Origin of the sequence: Streptomyces sp. NPDC050508 (assembly GCF_040655155.1) — a bacterium.
Lineage (GTDB): Bacteria > Actinomycetota > Actinomycetes > Streptomycetales > Streptomycetaceae > Streptomyces.
This window is the reverse complement of record NZ_JBFAJJ010000001.1, coordinates 232,908-250,195: the sequence shown is the minus strand read 5'-3', so window position 1 is coordinate 250,195 and position 17,288 is coordinate 232,908. Positions and strand designations below refer to the sequence as shown.

Here is a 17,288-nt window from a genome sequence, read left to right as displayed (position 1 = left end):
AGTTATCCATGGAGCTTCCCGCCGGTCAACACCCTGTCCACGCCTGAACCCGGGCGTTCACTGCGACCCCGAGGCCCTCTTCCGCCCAGCGCCTCGCCCCATCATCCTGACTCGCAAGGGGAGGGGTGCACATGTCGACTGTCAGAACGGTGACCCGCCGCGCGGGGCTGACCACGCTGGTGGCGGCCGCCATCGCCCTGCCACTCATCGGAACCGTACGCTCCGCCTCCGCCCGGCACGAGACCCGCCTGCTGGACGTCATGACGTTCAACCTCCGCTACGCCAGCAGCGACGAGCCCAACAGCTGGAAGGTCCGCCGCCCGGTGATGCGCGACCTGCTGCTCCGCGCGGCCCCCGACGTCATCGGCACCCAGGAGGGCCTCTACGGCCAGTTGCAGGACATCAAGCACGACCTCGCGCCGCACTACGACTGGATCGGCGGCGGCCGCAAGGGCGGCAGCCACGACGAGGAGACGGCGATCTTCTACGACACCCGCCGCCTCGCCCCCGTCGAGTACGACCAGTACTGGCTCTCCGACACGCCCGCCGTGATCGGGTCGAACACCTGGGGCGGCGCCCACCCGCGCATCGTCACATGGATCCGCTTCCGCGATCTCGGCGACGGCGGGCGGGAGTTCTACGTCCTCAACACCCACCTGGACAACGCGAGCCAGTACGCGCGCGAGCGCGCCGCCACGCTCATCGCCGAACGGATCGCCCGCCTCGACCGCTCCCTGCCGCTCGTGGTGACCGGCGACTTCAACACCGCCGCGTACACCACCTCGGTCTACTCCACGATGCTGGGCGCGGGCGCCGGCCTGAGGGACACCTGGGACGCGGCGGCGGCGCGCGGGCAGCTCTACGGCAGCTTCCACGGCTACCGCGCACTCGTGCCGGAAGGTCCCCGCATCGACTGGATCCTGGTCTCCCCGGGAGTCACCGTGCGCCGGACGGCCCTCAACACCTTCTCCGAGAACAGCCAGTTCCCGAGCGACCATCTGCCCGTGCAGTCCACCATCACCCTGGGATGAACGAAGGCTCCCGCGACCACATGGGTCACGGGAGCCTCGTACAACCTCAAAGGCATCAGCCCTTGCGGGAGTTGACCTCTTCGGTGAGCTGCGGGACGACGTCGAAGAGGTCGCCGACGACGCCGTAGTCGACGAGGTCGAAGATCGGGGCCTCGGCGTCCTTGTTGACGGCCACGATCGTCTTCGAGGTCTGCATACCGGCGCGGTGCTGGATCGCGCCGGAGATGCCGTTGGCGATGTACAGCTGCGGGGACACGCTCTTGCCGGTCTGGCCGACCTGGTTGGAGTGCGGGTACCAGCCGGCGTCGACGGCGGCACGCGAGGCACCGACGGCCGCGCCGAGGGAGTCGGCGAGAGCCTCGATGATCGCGAAGTTGTCCGCGCCGTTCACGCCACGGCCGCCGGAGACGACGATGGCGGCCTCGGTCAGCTCGGGGCGGCCGGTCGACTCGCGCGGGGTGCGCGCGGTGACCTTGGTGCCGGTGGCCTTGTCCGAGAAGGTGACCGCGAGGGCCTCGACGGTACCGGCGGCGGGGGCGGCCTCCACGGCGGCGCTGTTCGGCTTCACGGTGATGACCGGGGTGCCCTTGGAGACACGGGTCTTGGTGGTGAAGGAGGCGGCGAACACCGACTGCGTGGCCACGGGGCCCTCGTCACCGGCCTCCAGGTCGGTGGCGTCGGTGATGATGCCGGAGCCGATGCGCACCGCGAGGCGGGCGGCGATCTCCTTGCCCTCGGCGGAGGACGGCACCAGGACGGCGGCCGGGGAGACGGCCTCGACGGCGGCCTGCAGGGCGTCCACCTTCGGGACGACGAGGTAGTCGGCGTACTCGGCGGCGTCGTGCGTCAGCACCTTCACCGCGCCGTGCTCGGCGAGCGCGGCGGCGGTGTTCTCGGCACCGGGGCCGAGGGCGACCGCGACGGGCTCGCCGATACGGCGGGCCAGGGTCAGCAGCTCCAGGGTGGGCTTGCGGACGGCGCCGTCCACGTGGTCGACGTAGACGAGAACTTCAGCCATGGGAATGGTCTCCTGCGTGCGTGCGAAGTCTGAGGGGAGGTAAGCGAGTTGGGCCGTGACCCTTGTGGGCCTTAGATGAACTTCTGGCCCGCGAGGAACTCGGCGAGCTGCTTGCCGCCCTCGCCCTCGTCCTTGACGATCGTGCCGGCGGTGCGCGCGGGGCGCTGGGCCGCGGAGTCGACGGCGGTCCAGGCGCCTTCGAGGCCGACCTCGTCGGCGTCGATCTCCAGGTCGGAGAGGTCCCAGGCCTGAACCGGCTTCTTCTTGGCGGCCATGATGCCCTTGAAGGACGGGTAACGCGCCTCGCCCGACTGGTCGGTGACGGACACGACGGCCGGCAGGGAGGCCTCCAGCTGCTCGCTGGCGGTGTCGCCGTCACGGCGGCCCTTGACGACGCCGTCCGCCACGGAGACCTCGGAGAGCAGCGTGACCTGCGGGACGCCCAGGCGTTCGGCCAGCAGGGCGGGGATCACACCGGCGGTGCCGTCGGTGGAGGCCATGCCGGAGACGACCAGGTCGAAGCCGGCCTTCTCGATCGCCTTGGCCAGGACCAGGGAGGTGCCGATGGCGTCGGTGCCGTGCAGATCGTCGTCCTCGACGTGGATCGCCTTGTCGGCGCCCATGGAGAGCGCCTTGCGCAGGGCGTCCTTGGCGTCCTCCGGGCCCACGGTCAGGACGGTGATCTCCACGTCGTCGTCCGAGTTCTCGGAGATCTGCAGCGCCTGCTCGACCGCGTACTCGTCGAGCTCGGAGAGCAGACCGTCCACGTCGTCCCGGTCGACGGTCAGGTCATCGGCGAAGTGCCGGTCGCCAGTGGCGTCGGGCACGTACTTCACAGTGACAACGATCCTCAAGCTCACGCCGGCTCTCCTACTGCATCGTCATTTTCGGCTGCCTACTTCCAGGCAGCATAGGCGCCCTGAACGGCCGTTCCCGGTGGGGGCGACCGGTGCTCCGAGCGAAATATTACTCGCCAGTACGCACTCCTACGCTCCCCCAGGGGGTGCCCGCTAAGCAAGCGCTTTGAACTGTGACCTGTGCAACGCAGCGTAATCGGAACTCGACGCTTCCGCAGGGTGGCCCGTCACCCACGCGGAGTGGTCTCAGTCACGCAGCCCGTTGAAGCGCCCCTGGTGATAGAGGAGCGGGCGGCCGGAGCCCGCGGGGTCACCGAGGACGACCTCGGCCAGCACGACGCGGTGATCCCCCGCGGGCACGCGCGCGACGACCCGGCACACCAGCCAGGCGAGCACACCGTCGAGAACCGGCACGCCCTCGGGACCCTCGCGCCATGCGGTCGGAGCCCCGAACCGGTCGGCGCCGCTGCGGGCGAAGGTGGCGGCCAACTGTTCCTGGTGCTCGCCGAGTATGTGGACGCCGACATGGCCGGCCCCGGATATCGCGGGCCAGCTGGACGCACCGGTGCTGATCCCGAAGGACAGCATCGGGGGCTGCGCGGAGACGGAGCTGAGCGAGGTGGCGGTGAAGCCGACCGGGCCGTTCTCACCGCGCGCGGTGATCACCGCCACACCGGCCGCGTGCTGCCGGAAGACGGAACGCAGCAAGTCGGGAGAGGCGAGCTGAGGGGTACGGGTGCCGAGGTCGGGCGTGGCCGTCATGGACGTGTCCTTCTGGGGAGTGGACGAGCGGGGTCCGTGGCTGCTCAACAGCCCGGACAGCGCGCGCTCGCGGTGCGGGCCAGGTCGACGTGCACCCGCCCGTAGAGAAGGAGTTCCGAAGGCATACGGTCAGGTTGACGATAGGTGGTGCGCGCAGTCAAGTACGTTCCGGCATATGGGAGATGACTCACCGTCGTCGCCACGACCGTCAGACCGCCTCCCCCAGAGCCGCGATGACATCCGCCTTGCGGGGGAGGCCGGTGGCGCGCCGTACAACCCGCCCGTCGGCGTCGAGAACCAGCACGGTGGGGGTCTTCAGGATGTCGAGTTCCCGTACGAGGTCCAGGTGGTCCTCGGCATCGATCTCGATGTGGCTCACGCCCGGGACCATGCCGGCCACCTCGCCGAGCACCCGGCGCGTGGCCCGGCAGGGCGCGCAGAAGGCGCTGGAGAACTGCACCAGGGTGGCCTTCTCGCCGAGATCGCCGCCCAACTCGGCGGCGCCGAGCCGTTTTCCGCCGTCGCGCCCGCGCACGCGTACTCTCCCGCTCCGCCGCCGATGCAGCACTCCGTAGGCGCTCGCCGCCGCGAGCACCACCACGCACACCACGAGTCCGGTCATCCACTGCTCCAGCGTTCACAAGACTGCAAAGATTCCCAGCACTACGAATCGTTTCTGCTGCGGAATCCTTGATTCATGGACATCGATGCGAGAGGGCCGCGTTTCGGGGCGGCCATGACGACCGTAGTACTGGCGGTCGTGCTGATCACCGGCAGCTTCTGGCTGCTGGCCTGGCAGACCCTGGCGTTCGCGCTGGGCGCGGTGGGCGGCGTGGGCCGTTCGCCGTACGGCTGGCTGTTCCGGACGGCCGTACGGCCCCGGATCGGGCCGCCGACCGAGTTCGAGGCACCGGAGCCGCCGCGGTTCGCGCAGGCGGTCGGGCTGGGCTTCGCCGTGGTGGGACTGGTCGGTTTCGGCCTCGGGCCGGACTGGCTGGGGCTCGCGGCGACCGGCGCCGCACTCGCCGCCGCGTTCCTCAATGCCGCGTTCGGGTACTGCCTCGGGTGCGAGATGTACCTGCTCGTGCGCCGGGTGACGGTTCGCGCAGAGTAAAGGAAACTTAAAAGGCCGAGGTGGATCAAGTGATGGACGTGACGAGGATCTCGCCGTTCTGCGGCACGAGGACTGGCCACTCGTCCGTTCTTCGGGCACGATCTGCGCAATGCCGTAAACCTACGGCTGCGTAACTTTCCCGCCCGGAGAACCCCTTCCAGGCAGAGAGAAGGGTCCACCCCGTCCATGGCTGAGCTTGTCTACCGCCCCGTCATCGGTCTCGCCCAAACGCTGTTCAAGGCCTGGGACCTCAAGATCGACTGCAAGGGGTCGGAGAACATTCCGCGCTCGGGCGGCGCCGTGCTGGTCAGCAACCACATCAGCTACCTGGACTTCATCTTCGACGGTCTCGCCGCCCTGCCGCAGAAGCGCCTCGTGCGCTTCATGGCGAAGGAGTCGGTGTTCCGGCACAAGATCTCGGGCCCGCTGATGCGTGGCATGAAGCACATCCCGGTGGACCGCAAGCAGGGCGAGACGGCCTACCAGCACGCGCTGGAGTCGCTGCGGTCCGGCGAGATCGTCGGCGTCTTCCCCGAGGCGACCATCTCCCAGTCCTTCACCCTGAAGAGCTTCAAGTCCGGTGCGGCGCGCATGGCCCAGGAGGCCGGCGTACCGCTGATCCCGATGGCGCTGTGGGGCACCCAGCGCCTGTGGACCAAGGGCCACCCGAAGAACTTCAAGCGCAGCCACACCCCGATCACCATCCGGGTCGGCGAGCCGGTGGAGGCCCCCCAGGACCAGTACGCGGGTGCGATCACCCGGCGTCTGCGCGAGCGCATCCAGGAACTCCTGGAGGCCGCCCAGCGCGCCTATCCGGTGCGCCCGAACGGCCCGGACGACACCTGGTGGATGCCGGCCCATCTCGGCGGCACGGCACCGACCCCCGAAGAGGTCAAGGCGGCCGAGGCTCGCTGAATCGTCACGCCGGGGCGTGGACGGTGATCCGCGCCCCGGGGCTGAACTTCTCCAGCAGTTCGGCCAGTTCGGCACCCGCACGCTCGACCTCGGCGACCGGCATCGGCGCCAGACTCTCCAACAGGAAGACGGCGGCGGTCGTTTCCTCCGTGAGCCTCGTCCGCGGCCCCTGCCGCCAGTTCCAGCGGCGGCACGTGACACCGACCGCGTCACACCACACGACCTCACCCGCGTCGGGGTGTTCGACGACCTCCTCGCCGCCCGCGACGGTCACGAAGTCCTCGTCCCCGGTGGCCCGTACGAGGGTCATCCCGCCCTGGATGCGGTCGGTATCCTCACCGCCCACGGGGATCAAGTGGGCGACGCTGACGGCGTTGTAGAGATCGACCAGCAGATTGATCCGGGGCAGTCCGGCGTCCGTGAGCGCCCTCTTGGCCAGCGCCTCCGCCGAGTTGCGGGTGCGCGACGGCTTCGATCCGAACGCCGTGTACGTCTCGCGCCAGGCCACCATGTGCGGGTCCTCGTGCGGGGCGCGACCGTCCAGTCGTACGGCCAGGCGGCGGCCCGCGTCGTCGAGGAGCGCCGAACTCGCGTCGGTGCTCGGCCCGTTGACCAGTCCGTGCGCCTCGATCACGACATGGGTGAACCCGGGGGCGAGGGCACGGACTTCGTCGGACACGGTCAGGGTGAGGGTCATGGTCTGCCTCAGAGTGCGGTCGGGAGTGTCTGCCACAGGTGCGGCCGGTCCGGGGCGGCCTTGAGGGCGCTCAGCACGACCGGGTGCGGTTCAGCGTACAGGTCTGGATAGTCCAGCTCATTGAACTCGGGGTCGGGCACAAAGGCCAACTGCTCGCCGTCGAGCGAGAACTGCGCGTCCACGCCCGGCTTGTTGCCGCGCGGATCCTGCCGGTGCCAGGCCCCGTTGAACCGCACGGCGACCAGCCCGTGGACCACGTCGAACTTCTGGTAGCAGAGCGCCGTGGGGATGTCCTCGGCCCGCAGCAGCGCGGCCAGCGCGTGCGCCTTGGCGTAGCAGACGCCGGTGCCCTGTTCCAGGACGTCGGAGGCCCGCCAGGTGACACGCGGGTCACCGGAGTCCTGCGAGTGGGGAATGGTGTCGCGGACGAACTCGAACGCCAGCCGCGCATAGCCATACGAGTCCGCGGCACTCCTGGCGAGACGCGCGGCCGTCTCCCGTACGAGGGGATGGTCGTGGTCGATGACCTCGTCGGCGGCCAAGTAGGCGGACAGGTCGGGGGTGTTCTGGATCAGCTCCATGCCTGCAGAGCATAGGAAAGCGATCACCCGAGAGTCAATTACTTTTCAGGTGACCGCATACCTATGCACACTCTGTCGCTAGTGCGCCATCTCCTCCTTGAGCGCCGCCACGAACGCGTCCACGTCGTCCTCGGTCGTGTCGAAGCCGCACATCCAGCGGACGTCGCCGGCGGCCTCGTTCCAGAAGTAGAAGCGGAAGCGCTGCTGCAGGCGCTCGCTCACGTCGTGCGGGAGGCGGGCGAACACGCCGTTGGCCTGCACCGGGTAAAGGATCTCGACACCGTGCACCGCGCGCACGCCCTCGGCGAGGCGCTGGGCCATCTCGTTGGCGTGGCGGGCGTTGCGCAGCCACAGGTCCTTGGCGAGCAGCGCCTCCAACTGCACCGAAACGAAGCGCATCTTGGAGGCGAGCTGCATGGACAGCTTGCGCAGGTGCTTCATGTGGCTGACGGCGTCCTGGTTGATCACGACGACCGCCTCGCCGAAGATCGCGCCGTTCTTCGTCCCGCCCAGGGACAGGATGTCGACGCCGACCGCGTTGGTGAACGTCCGCATGGGGACGTCAAGTGAGGCCGCCGCGTTGGCTATCCGGGAGCCGTCGAGGTGGACCTTCATGCCGCGTGCGTGGGCGTGGTCGCAGATCGCACGGATCTCGTCGGGCGTGTAGAGCGTGCCGAGTTCGGTGCTCTGGGTGATCGAGACGACCTGCGGCATCGCGCGGTGCTCGTCGTCCCAGCCGAAGGCCTGCTTGTCGATCAGTTCGGGTGTGAGCTTGCCGTCGGGGGTGGGCACGGTGAGCAGCTTGAGGCCGCCCATGCGTTCGGGGGCGCCGCCCTCGTCGACGTTGATGTGGGCGCTCTCGGCGCAGATCACCGCGCCCCAGCGGTCGGTGACCGCCTGGAGTGCGACGACGTTCGCGCCGGTGCCGTTGAAGACCGGGAAGGCCTCCGCCGTGGCGCCGAAGTGGCTGCGGATGATGCCCTGGAGGTTCTCCGTGTAGTCGTCCTCGCCGTACGCGACCTGGTGGCCGCCGTTGGCCAGGGCCAGGGCGGCGAGCACCTCGGGGTGGGCGCCGGCGTAGTTGTCGCTGGCGAAGCCGCGGATCTCCGGGTCGTGGTGGCGACGGGCGTCGGTCTTCGGAGGGTTCACGGCTTCTCGGTCAGCCACAGACGGTTTCCGTTCACTTCGGTGGCGGGCTTGTCCCAGACGCCGGCGATGGCCTCGGCGAGGTCCTTGACGTCGGTGAAGCCCGCGAACTTCGCGTTGGGGCGTTCGGCGCGCATCGCGTCGTGCACCAGTGCCTTCACCACCATGATGGCGGCGGCGGAGCTGGGCCCGTCCGCGCCGCCCGCCTTGCGGTAGCCGTCGGCCATCGCGAGGGTCCAGGCCTCGGCGGCGGCCTTGGAGGCGGAGTACGCCGCGTTGCCCGCGGTGGGCTTGCTGGCGCCGGCCGCGCTGATCAGGAGATAGCGCCCGCGGTCACTGCGCTCCAGGCCGTCGTAGAAGGCCAGGGAGGTGTGCTGGACCGTGCGGATGAGGAGTTTCTCCAGCAGGTCCCAGTCGGCGAGGTCGGTCTCGGTGAAGGACGCGCTGCCGCGCCAGCCGCCGACGAGGTGGACCAGGCCGTCGACGCGGCCGAAGTCCTTCTCGATGTGCTCGGCCCAGTCGCGGGTCGCCTGCGGGTCGAGCAGGTCGACCGTGTCGCCGACGACGGTGGCGCCGCCGTGCGCGTAGCGGGCCGCGTCCACGGCCTCCGCCAGGCGTTCGGGATGTGCGTCCGCCCCGACGACGGTCGCGCCCGCCTCGGCCAGCCGCAGCAGCACGGCACGGCCCGCGGGCCCGCCTGCTCCGGCCACCGCGATCACCGCGCCGTTGAGCGCCCCGTTCCCCATGGTCCTCGCCTCCTGAGCCACTTTCGTCGTGCGGTCGCTCACGCGGCGATCCGCTCTGCACTCTCCGCGGTGATGCCCTTGGTCGAGGCGATCACGTTCTTCAGCTTCTTGGAGAGGGCCTCATAGAACATGCTCAGCGGAAACTCGTCCGGAAGCACGTCATCCACGAGTTTCCGCGGCGGCTGTGTCAGGTCCAGGGCGTCCGGGCCCTTGGCCCAGCGGGAGCCCGGGTGCGGGGCGAGATACGTCGCGACCAGCTCGTAGGCCTTGAACCAGTGGACCAGCTTGGGGCGGTCGATGCCCGCGCGGTAGAGGTCCTCGATCTCGGCGCACAGCTGGTTGGTGACCTCGGGGGCGCGCTGCCAGTCGATGTGCAGCTTGTTGTCGGTCCAGCGGACGACGTCGTGCTTGTGCAGGTAGGCGAAGAGGAGCTGGCCGCCGAGACCGTCGTAGTTGCGCACGCGCTCGCCGGTGACCGGGAAGCGGAACATGCGGTCGCAGAGGACCGCGTACTGCACGTCACGGGCCTGCGGGACGCCGTCGGCCTCCAGCTTCACGGCCTCCTTGAAGGCGGTGAGGTCGCAGCGCAGCTCCTCCAGGCCGTACATCCAGAACGGCTGGCGCTGCTTGATCATGAACGGGTCGAAGGGCAGGTCGCCGTGGCTGTGGGTGCGGTCGTGGACCATGTCCCACAGGACGAAGGCCTCCTCGCAGCGCTTCTGGTCGTCGACCATCGTGGCGATGTCCTCGGGCAGTCGCATGCCCAGGATGTCGACGGCGGCCTCGGTGACCCGGCGGAAGCGGGCGGCCTCGCGGTCGCAGAAGATGCCACCCCAGGAGAACCGTTCCGGCGCCTGGCGTACGGCGATGGTCTCCGGGAAGAGCACGGCCGAGTTGGTGTCGTAGCCGGACGTGAAGTCCTCGAAGGTGATGCCGCAGAACAGCGGGTTGTCGTAGCGGGTCGCCTCCAGCTCGGCCAGCCATTCGGGCCAGACCATGCGCAGGACGACCGCTTCGAGGTTGCGGTCCGGGTTGCCGTTCTGCGTGTACATGGGGAAGACGACCAGGTGCTGGAGTCCGTCCCGGCGGTTCGCGGCGGGCTGGAAGGCCAGCAGTGAGTCGAGGAAGTCGGGCACCTGGAAGCCGCCGTCGGCCCAGCGGCGCAGGTCCGCGGCCAGGGCCTCGTGGTAGGCGCGGTCGTGCGGAAGCAGCGGGGACAGCTCCGCCACGGCCGCCACGACACTGCGTACGGCGCTCTCCGCGGTCGTACGGTCCGGCGCGCCCTCCGCCTCGAAATCGATCGATCCGTCCTTGGCCTGCCATGGCCGGATCCGCTCCACGGCATCCTTGAGCACGGGCCATGCCGGATGCTCCACCACCCCGACCACGGGAGGAACCCGCTCCTCCGAACCCACCTGCACAAGAATTTCCGTCATGCCTCACCCTCCACAGGAGAACCGCGCGTCAGGAAACCGTATACATACGTGCTTTCTCCCAGCAAGGGGACCCTCGGGAAATTATCCTGCCGACCCCTCCCTGTGACCGAACTTTTTCCTGCCGGAAACCATGACGGCCGCCGATACGGGCATCGCGCGGTTACCCGGGGTCCGGAGCGGTGAAACCGGCCACCGGTCAATCCCCCGGGGACTCGCCCACCTGCGGGTGACCGCCCCGACCGGCGCCGCGCAGGCCGGCCGCTCCCGTCACCCCCAATCCCCCGTGTACGCACGGGTACATCGCCGGGCCCGGCCGTTAGGCTGCGGCTCTGCCGCGTGGACGCCGGTGTCCGGCCGCGCCACGCTCGCGTTCCCCCACTCTCGGCTTCGCTCGAGCGGGGGGACCCCCAGCCGCCGTCGACGGAAGCGAGTTGAACCTTGAACTTCCTTACCATCGGTCACCGCGGAGTCATGGGTCTCGAACCCGAGAACACTCTCCGTTCCTTCGTCGCCGCCGAGCAGGCCGGCCTCGATGTCATCGAACTCGATCTGCATCTGAGCAAGGACGGTGCCCTCGTCGTCATGCACGACGCCGACGTGGACCGTACGACCGACGGGACCGGTCCGATCGCCGAGCGGACCCTCGGCGAACTGCGCACCCTGGACGCGGGCCGCGGCGAGCGTGTCCCCACCTTCGAGGAGGTGCTGGACGCCGTCGGGTCACCGCTCCAGGCCGAGATCAAGGACCTGGCGGCGGCCCGGGCACTGGCCGAGGTCATGCACCGGCGGGAACTGGTGGGGCGGGTCGAGGTGTCCTCGTTCCACGACGAGGCGATCACCGAGATCGCCCGTCTGGTACCCGGCGTACGGACCGCGCTGATCGCGAGCCGCTTCGGTCCCGACGTGGTGGAGCGCGCCACCGAGGCCGGTGCCGAAACGGTCTGCCTCAACATCCGCAGGCTGACCCTGGAGGTCGTCGAAGCGGCCCGCAAGGCGGACCTGAAGATCATCGGCTGGGTGGTGAACACACAGGACCAGCTGCGGCTCGTACGCGCCCTGGGACTGGACGGCGCGACCACCGACTACCCGGAGATCAAACGCACGGGCCGCTTCACGGCATGACGGCTATGCGAGTTCCTTGACCAGCAGCTCGAACTGCAGGTCGTCGCGCTGCGGCACGCCGAACCGCTCGTCGCCGTACGGGAACGGGGTCATCCGGCCCGTACGGCGGTAGCCGCGGCGCTCGTACCAGGCGATGAGGTCGTTCCGTACGGAGATCACGGTCATGTGCATCTCCCGCACACCCCAGGTCTCCCGGGCCGTGCGCTCCGCCTCCGCGATGATCACCTTGCCGAGGCCGCCGCCCTGGAGCTGCGGGCTGACCGCGAACATCCCGAAGTAGGCGTGGTCGCCGCGGTGTTCGAGCTGGCAGCAGGCGACGACCTGGCCGTCGCGCTCGACGACCAGCAGTCGGCCGTCGGGCGACTTGATGACCGCGAGCACACCCTCGGGATCGGTCCGCTGCCCTTCGAGGATGTCCGCCTCGGTGGTCCAGCCGGCCCGGCTGTCGTCGCCCCGGTAGGCCGACTCGATCAACACCACCAAGGCGTCCACATCGGCGTCGGTGGCGTCGCGGAAGGTCAGTCCGGTGGCAGCGGTGTCCATGGTGCACAACTCCGATCAGGGCGCGGCTCGGGCAGAGACGAGAGTAACGCGACCCCGGGGGCTAGGGCCTGTCCGGCGGATCAGGTCGCAGGAAAGCAACGGCACCTGATCAGCGCCGCTGAGCGGGGTCTGGTGCGTGCAGCTGCAAGGCGGAGGAGGGAGTCGACGCGGAGCCGTCGGCGACCGACGACAACGCCGCAGGTGGGCGTGCCAGACCCCGCGTCTGCGGCAGGATCCGCCGGACAGGCCCTAGGCTCCGGCCGCATGGTGCACGTACTGAGCAGCCGTATCCTGCTGCGCCCCACCGATCCCGAACGCTCCCGAGTCTTCTACGGCGAGCAACTGGGGCTGCCCGTCTACCGGGAGTTCGGCACGGGGACGGAGCGCGGGACCGTCTACTTCCTCGGCGGAGGGTTCCTGGAGGTCTCGGGGCGTGCGGACGTCCCGCCCTCCCCCGCCGTACAGCTGTGGCTGCAGGTCGCGGACGCGGGGGCCGTGTACGAGGAGTTGCGGAGCAAGGGGGTGGAGATCGTACGGCCGCCGGTGAAGGAGCCCTGGGGGCTGGTGGAGATGTGGGTCTCGGATCCGGACGGGACGCGGATCGTACTGGTGGAGGTGCCCGCGGATCATCCGCTGCGGTATCGGCCGGGGATCTAGGCCTACGGTGGGCCGGGTGCCCTTCCGTGCCGGATGGCCCGGGTCGCAGCCCGGGCTTAGCGTGCTGGGAGGGGAGCTTTCTGCGGAAGGAACGCCATGAAGCTCGACAGGCCGGTGACCGGTGGACCCTGCTGGACCGAGTTGGGGACCAGTGATCTGGAGGCGGCCAAGCGGTTCTACGCGGACGTGCTCGGCTGGCGTCCGGAGACCGATCCCCGGCAGGAGGCGGGCGGCTACACGGTCGCGCACATCGGGGACGCGGCGGTCGCCGCGCTGACGCCGCTGTACCAGGAGACTCAACCAGTGGCGTGGAACGTGTCGTTCGCGGTGGCGGACGCCGACGCGACCGCGGAGAAGGTGCGCACGGCGGGCGGAACGGTGTTGATGGAACCGATCGAGGTGTTCGACATCGGCCGCTTCACGGTCGCCATGGATCCGGGCGGCGCCGCGTTCCAGATGTGGCAGGCACGGACCTTCCCCGGCGCCGGGCTGTTCAACGCGCCCGGCTCGCTGGGCTGGGTGGAGCTGCTGACCCGGGCCCCCGAGCGCGCGGAGACCTTCTACACGACGGTGTTCGGCTGGACCGTCCGCCCCTCGGAGCACTACCCCCAATGGGGCGTCGACGGGGCCGACTTCGGCGGCATGATGACGATGGACGAGAAGTTCCCGCCGGAGGTGTCCCCGCACTGGCTGCCGTACTTCGCCGTGACCGACGTCGACGCCACGGCCGCGACGGCGACGGAGGCGGGCGGCACGGTCCTCATGCAACCCACGTCCATCGCCGACGTACGGCGGATCGCGGTGCTGCGGGATCCGCAGGGGGCGGTGTTCGGGGTGTACGCGGACCGTGGGGAGGGCTGAGACGGGTCCTTGCGCTGAAGTGCGCTCCAGCTCCTAGCGTCGTACGCACGACCTGCCTGAAGGGGAACTGATCGTGCGTTACACACTGTTCGGCAAGACCGGTCTGCGCGTCAGCGAGCTGAGCCTCGGTGCGATGGTCATGGGCGACGACTCTGCCCACGGCTCCGACAAGGAGACCAGCGCCCGGCTCCTGGACGCCTACGCCGACGCGGGCGGCAACTTCATCGACACGGCGGACATCTACTCGGGCGGCGACTCGGAGCGGATCCTCGGCGAACTGCTGGAGGGGCGGCGCGAGGAGTTCGTGCTGGCCAGCAAGTACACGTGCGGGACCCGCACGGGGGACGTCAACTCGGCCGGCAACCACCGCAAGAACCTGGTGCGGTCGGTGGAGGCGAGCCTGGAACGGCTGCGCACGGAACGGCTCGACGTCCTGTGGGTGCACGCCCGCGACAACTTCACCCCGGTCGACGAGGTGATGCGGGCGCTCGACGACCTCGTCCGTTCCGGCAAGGTGCTGTACGTCGGTGTCTCGGACTGGCCCGCGTGGGAGATCGCTCAGGCCAACACGCTTGCGGAGCTGAGGGGTTGGACCGCGTTCGCCGGTTCGCAGCTGCGGTACAACCTGCTGGAGCGGACACCGGAGCGTGAACTGCTCCCGCAGGCACGGGCGTTCGGCCAGGCGGTACTGGCGTGGGCGCCGCTGGCGGCCGGGAAGCTCACGGGCAAGTACCGCCGAGGTGAGGCGGGGCGGCTCGACAGCTGGAGCGACAAGCCGGACGCTCGGGAGGAGGACGTCGTCACCGCCGTCCTGGAGATCGCCGAACAGGGCGGCTGGAGTCCGGCCCAGGTCGCGCTCGCCTGGCTGCTGGGCCGGGCCGGCAACATCGTCCCCATCGTCGCGGCCACCAAGGAACACCAACTCGCCGACAACCTCGGCTGCGTCGACGTCCGCCTCGACGCCGACGCCGTCGCGCGACTCGACGAGGTGAGCGCGGTGGCCCTCGGCTTCCCGCACGACTTCGTACGGGAGCCGGCCGTCGTCCAAACCATCTACGGCGACCGCTGGGCCGACATCGACGACCGACGGTCCGGCTACCGGCGTACGGCGACCGAGGTCCTGTGACACCCCGGCACCATCTGTGTCACGCCAGCGCCGTCACCGTCACCTGGTCGATCACCGGCGCGTACGCGGAGCGTTGGCCGTACTGGTTCCTGGAATGGCCGTCGTGGTCGGGGAGTTCGTCGGCGGTGAAGGTGAGGGTGTTGGCGCCCTGTTCGAGGGTGACGGGGACGGAGAGGTCGTGGAAGTTGTTGAAGTGGAAGGTGGTCGGGAACAGGACGCGTCGAGGGGCGGCCCCGTTGACCGCGATGTCCGCGTGGCGGCAGACCGGGTCCGGGTTGTAGTGGGTGGCGGGCGCCTGCTCGCCGTTGGAGTAGCGGATCGTGAGCGCGTGCCGGCCGGCCCGCTGTGCCGTCACGGTGAGGGTGAGGGCGTTCGCGGGTCCGCCGCCGATCCCGTCTACCGCCTTGCCGCCGGTGGCGAACGTATGGGCGCCGGTGACCCGGGCACTGCCGGTCGTGGTGCCTTCCTCTCCCGGGTGTGTCGAGGTGGGCAGGAGCCCGCGTGACGGCCCTACCTGTAGGCGGTCCAGGACCAGTTGGTCCGAAGTGGCGGTGACGGTGACCTTGTTGATGCCTGACGTGAGGAACAGGGGAGCAGGGGATCGTTCAACAATCCTCATGTCGTCTCCGCCGATGATCCCCACGTCCTCACCGTTGATCGTCACCACACCCTCCCCGGGACCGATCCGATCGACGGTCACCGCCGCCTCCCCGTCGCCCACCGCGTGCACCCAGAAGGTGGCGGTGCCGCCCCGCGGGAGTACGGCGACGCCGGGGCCGGAGGCTCCGCGCTGCGCGTAGTCGACGCGGGCACCGCCGCCCAGGGCAGCGAACTCGGCGTCGTACAGCGCGGGCCCGGTCACCTGGTCGCCGCGGAGGGCGAGGTCGATCTTGTCGACGACCGCGTCACCGCGCGTGGCGCCGAGGTCGGGGTCCATGGCGGCGAGGGTGATGGTGTGCGCGCCGGCGGTCAGCTCGACCCGGGTGTCGGTGTGGCCCCACACCGCCCACTTGTAGCCGAGCGGCAGCCTGAGTTCCTGCGGGTGCCTGCCGTCGACGCGGAGGAAGACGTTGGTGGGCCCCTGCTCGCGCACCGCGTCGGCCAGGTTGTACGAGTTGGCGAAGACACTCACGTCGTACGTCCCGTCCTGCGGGACCTCCACGGAGAAGGCGAGCACGCCGTCGGAACCGGTGCGGAGTCCGCCCACGTGGTAGCCGGTCGACGTGGCGAACCTGTCGACGTCGGACGGGGATCCCTCGGGCCCGTTCAGGGAATGGCCGTCACCGATGTAGGCCGCGTCCTCCGCCTGGTACGAACGCCGCCAGCCGACCGAGGGCGGCAGCGCTACGGCCCCCTCGCCCCCCGGGGACAGGATCACCTGGTACGCCGACATCTCCTCCAGCTCCGTCAGACGCAGCGTCACTTTGCCGTCCACGACGGGCAGTTGGTGATCGGCGAGCCGCAACGGCTCTGCGGAGGCGCCGACTTGGCCCGTCCAGGGGATCTCCAGGATCCGCAGGTGGACGGTCGTACCGAAGACTTCGGGGTCGACGTGCTCGAACACGGCGTCCACGGATCCGCCCGTACCGCCGAGCAGCACCCGCGCCTGCCGCTTGCCCCGGTCGAGCGCGGCGACGGCCTGCAGCGTGTACTGGACGTTGGGGTGGGGCGCGGTGACCCTGACGGTGTTGCCCGTGAACTGCCCGTAGGCGTTGAACAGCCACCACTGCCCGTTGCCCTTGTTGGCTTCCACGACCGAGTCGTTGAGGTTGCCGTCGATGTTCCAGTACGCCATGTCGGCGTCGACCTTGGACTCCTCGATCGCGGCGATCCACTGGATCATCTGCCCCGGGACGGACAAGTGGTAGTTGTGGGCGTACTCGTTGATGTTGACGGGCAGCGGGCCGATGCCCAACTCGCGTTCCAGCGCACGGTACTTGGCGACGTTCGTGCGGATCTCGTCCGGCGAGGACAGCTCGTGCCAGGTGATGACGTCGGGCAGTGCGTCCTCGGCCTTGGCGAACTCCAGGAAGCTCTTGACCTCGTCGTACAGGATGCAGGTGTTGGGGCCGGCGATCCGGGCGCCCGGGTCGAGTTCCTTGATGAGGCGGTAGAGGTGCCGCCAGGCGGTGAAGTAGTGACCTGGTTCGGTGCGCCAGGAGATCTGGTCGTAGCTCCACTCCCCCGTGCCGAACATGTTGCCCTCGGGCTCGTTGAACGGGACGTAGACGACGTGGGACTTGTACGCGCCGAGCGTCAGCACCTGTTCGACCTGCCTGCGGACGCGCGCCGTGAAGTCGGCGAGGCGCTCGGCTCCGGTGGCGCCGGGCCATTCGTAGGGGAAGCCGCGGTAGATGTCGGTCATGTAGACGTAGACGTCCTGGCCGCCGGCCTCGACGAAGGGCCGCAGGATCTCCAGGGCGTCGGCGCCCGGGTGCTGGGTGCCGTCCTGGGCCTTGGTGGAGACCGTGCGGACGTACATGCCCTCGACGGCGTTGCGGCTGGGGACGCCGTCGCCGTAGAGGCCGTACAGCGTGCCGCTGGCGCCTCCGTGGAAGGGGCCCGTGTCGGTGCCGAGGTCGATGGTGAGCTTCCCGGAGGTGGGGGCGGCGGAGGCTGCGGCTGCCACGGCATCAATCCCTTGTTCGACATGTCGTACGCCAGCCGGTGTCCCGA

The 17,288-nt window shown here is 69.6% G+C and carries 18 protein-coding genes; 7 read left to right on the top strand and 11 right to left on the bottom strand.

Annotated elements, in window-relative coordinates; translation table 11 throughout:
* The first annotated feature begins 131 nt into the window (after positions 1 to 131).
* A complete protein-coding gene (locus AB0I69_RS01160; protein ID WP_363093357.1) occupies positions 132 to 1,031 on the top strand; it encodes an endonuclease/exonuclease/phosphatase family protein in 900 nt (299 codons plus the stop codon).
* Between the two features lie 55 nt (positions 1,032 to 1,086).
* Here the strand turns inward: AB0I69_RS01160 and AB0I69_RS01155 are convergent, their stop codons facing one another.
* From AB0I69_RS01155 to AB0I69_RS01140, 4 genes are all read right to left on the bottom strand, one after another.
* A complete protein-coding gene (locus AB0I69_RS01155) occupies positions 1,087 to 2,049 on the bottom strand; it encodes an electron transfer flavoprotein subunit alpha/FixB family protein (RefSeq protein WP_363093356.1) in 963 nt (320 codons plus the stop codon).
* A gap of 71 nt (positions 2,050 to 2,120) precedes the next feature.
* A complete protein-coding gene (locus AB0I69_RS01150; RefSeq protein WP_363093355.1) occupies positions 2,121 to 2,909 on the bottom strand; it encodes an electron transfer flavoprotein subunit beta/FixA family protein in 789 nt (262 codons plus the stop codon).
* A gap of 243 nt (positions 2,910 to 3,152) precedes the next feature.
* Positions 3,153 to 3,668 carry a flavin reductase family protein gene (locus AB0I69_RS01145; protein ID WP_363093354.1) on the bottom strand — a complete coding sequence of 172 codons (516 nt, stop codon included), beginning with the start codon at positions 3,666 to 3,668 and terminating at the stop codon, positions 3,153 to 3,155.
* A gap of 208 nt (positions 3,669 to 3,876) precedes the next feature.
* Positions 3,877 to 4,290, bottom strand: a complete 414-nt coding sequence (locus AB0I69_RS01140) for a thioredoxin family protein (protein ID WP_262062821.1) — start codon at positions 4,288 to 4,290, stop codon at positions 3,877 to 3,879.
* Positions 4,291 to 4,365: 75 nt separating this feature from the next.
* Here AB0I69_RS01140 and AB0I69_RS01135 point away from each other — a divergent pair, with 75 nt between their 5' ends.
* Entirely contained in the window at positions 4,366 to 4,782 is a 417-nt protein-coding gene (locus AB0I69_RS01135) for a DUF4395 domain-containing protein (protein ID WP_363093353.1), read from the top strand.
* Positions 4,783 to 4,968: 186 nt separating this feature from the next.
* The gene (locus AB0I69_RS01130; RefSeq protein WP_033278392.1) at positions 4,969 to 5,697 is read left to right on the top strand and encodes a lysophospholipid acyltransferase family protein; all 729 of its coding nucleotides are present in this window, start codon (positions 4,969 to 4,971) and stop codon (positions 5,695 to 5,697) included.
* 4 nt (positions 5,698 to 5,701) lie between these two features.
* On the opposite strand, the gene AB0I69_RS01125 is transcribed toward AB0I69_RS01130, so the two are convergent.
* The 5 genes from AB0I69_RS01125 to AB0I69_RS01105 form a co-directional block, all read right to left on the bottom strand.
* Complete coding sequence (locus tag AB0I69_RS01125) at positions 5,702 to 6,394, bottom strand: phenylalanine--tRNA ligase beta subunit-related protein (protein WP_363093352.1); 693 nt, start codon at positions 6,392 to 6,394, stop codon at positions 5,702 to 5,704.
* Between the two features lie 8 nt (positions 6,395 to 6,402).
* Entirely contained in the window at positions 6,403 to 6,975 is a 573-nt protein-coding gene (locus AB0I69_RS01120; RefSeq protein ID WP_363093351.1) for a transglutaminase family protein, read from the bottom strand.
* Positions 6,976 to 7,053: 78 nt separating this feature from the next.
* Entirely contained in the window at positions 7,054 to 8,124 is a 1,071-nt protein-coding gene (locus AB0I69_RS01115) for a low specificity L-threonine aldolase (RefSeq protein WP_363093350.1), read from the bottom strand.
* Complete coding sequence (locus AB0I69_RS01110) at positions 8,121 to 8,867, bottom strand: SDR family oxidoreductase (protein WP_363093348.1); 747 nt, start codon at positions 8,865 to 8,867, stop codon at positions 8,121 to 8,123. Before AB0I69_RS01110 ends, AB0I69_RS01115 begins: the two co-directional genes overlap by 4 nt.
* A gap of 38 nt (positions 8,868 to 8,905) precedes the next feature.
* Positions 8,906 to 10,303: a DUF6421 family protein gene (locus AB0I69_RS01105; RefSeq protein WP_363093347.1), complete on the bottom strand. Its 1,398-nt coding sequence runs from the start codon at positions 10,301 to 10,303 to the stop codon at positions 8,906 to 8,908.
* A 438-nt stretch (positions 10,304 to 10,741) separates the two neighbouring features.
* Between AB0I69_RS01105 and AB0I69_RS01100 the strand changes: the two genes are divergently transcribed.
* The gene (locus AB0I69_RS01100) at positions 10,742 to 11,425 is read left to right on the top strand and encodes a glycerophosphodiester phosphodiesterase family protein (RefSeq protein ID WP_363093346.1); all 684 of its coding nucleotides are present in this window, start codon (positions 10,742 to 10,744) and stop codon (positions 11,423 to 11,425) included.
* A gap of 3 nt (positions 11,426 to 11,428) precedes the next feature.
* Here the strand turns inward: AB0I69_RS01100 and AB0I69_RS01095 are convergent, their stop codons facing one another.
* Positions 11,429 to 11,968, bottom strand: a complete 540-nt coding sequence (locus AB0I69_RS01095; RefSeq protein WP_363093345.1) for a GNAT family N-acetyltransferase — start codon at positions 11,966 to 11,968, stop codon at positions 11,429 to 11,431.
* A gap of 264 nt (positions 11,969 to 12,232) precedes the next feature.
* On the opposite strand from AB0I69_RS01095, the gene AB0I69_RS01090 reads away from it, so the two are divergent.
* From AB0I69_RS01090 to AB0I69_RS01080, 3 genes are all read left to right on the top strand, one after another.
* Entirely contained in the window at positions 12,233 to 12,625 is a 393-nt protein-coding gene (locus AB0I69_RS01090) for a VOC family protein (RefSeq protein ID WP_363093344.1), read from the top strand.
* Positions 12,626 to 12,721: 96 nt separating this feature from the next.
* A complete protein-coding gene (locus AB0I69_RS01085; RefSeq protein WP_363093343.1) occupies positions 12,722 to 13,486 on the top strand; it encodes a VOC family protein in 765 nt (254 codons plus the stop codon).
* Between the two features lie 73 nt (positions 13,487 to 13,559).
* Positions 13,560 to 14,612 (top strand): aldo/keto reductase, encoded by a 1,053-nt coding sequence (locus AB0I69_RS01080; protein ID WP_363093342.1) that lies wholly within the window; start codon positions 13,560 to 13,562, stop codon positions 14,610 to 14,612.
* 19 nt (positions 14,613 to 14,631) lie between these two features.
* On the opposite strand, the gene AB0I69_RS01075 is transcribed toward AB0I69_RS01080, so the two are convergent.
* Positions 14,632 to 17,241 (bottom strand): cellulosome protein, encoded by a 2,610-nt coding sequence (locus AB0I69_RS01075; protein WP_363093341.1) that lies wholly within the window; start codon positions 17,239 to 17,241, stop codon positions 14,632 to 14,634.
* Between the last annotated feature and the right edge of the window lie 47 nt (positions 17,242 to 17,288).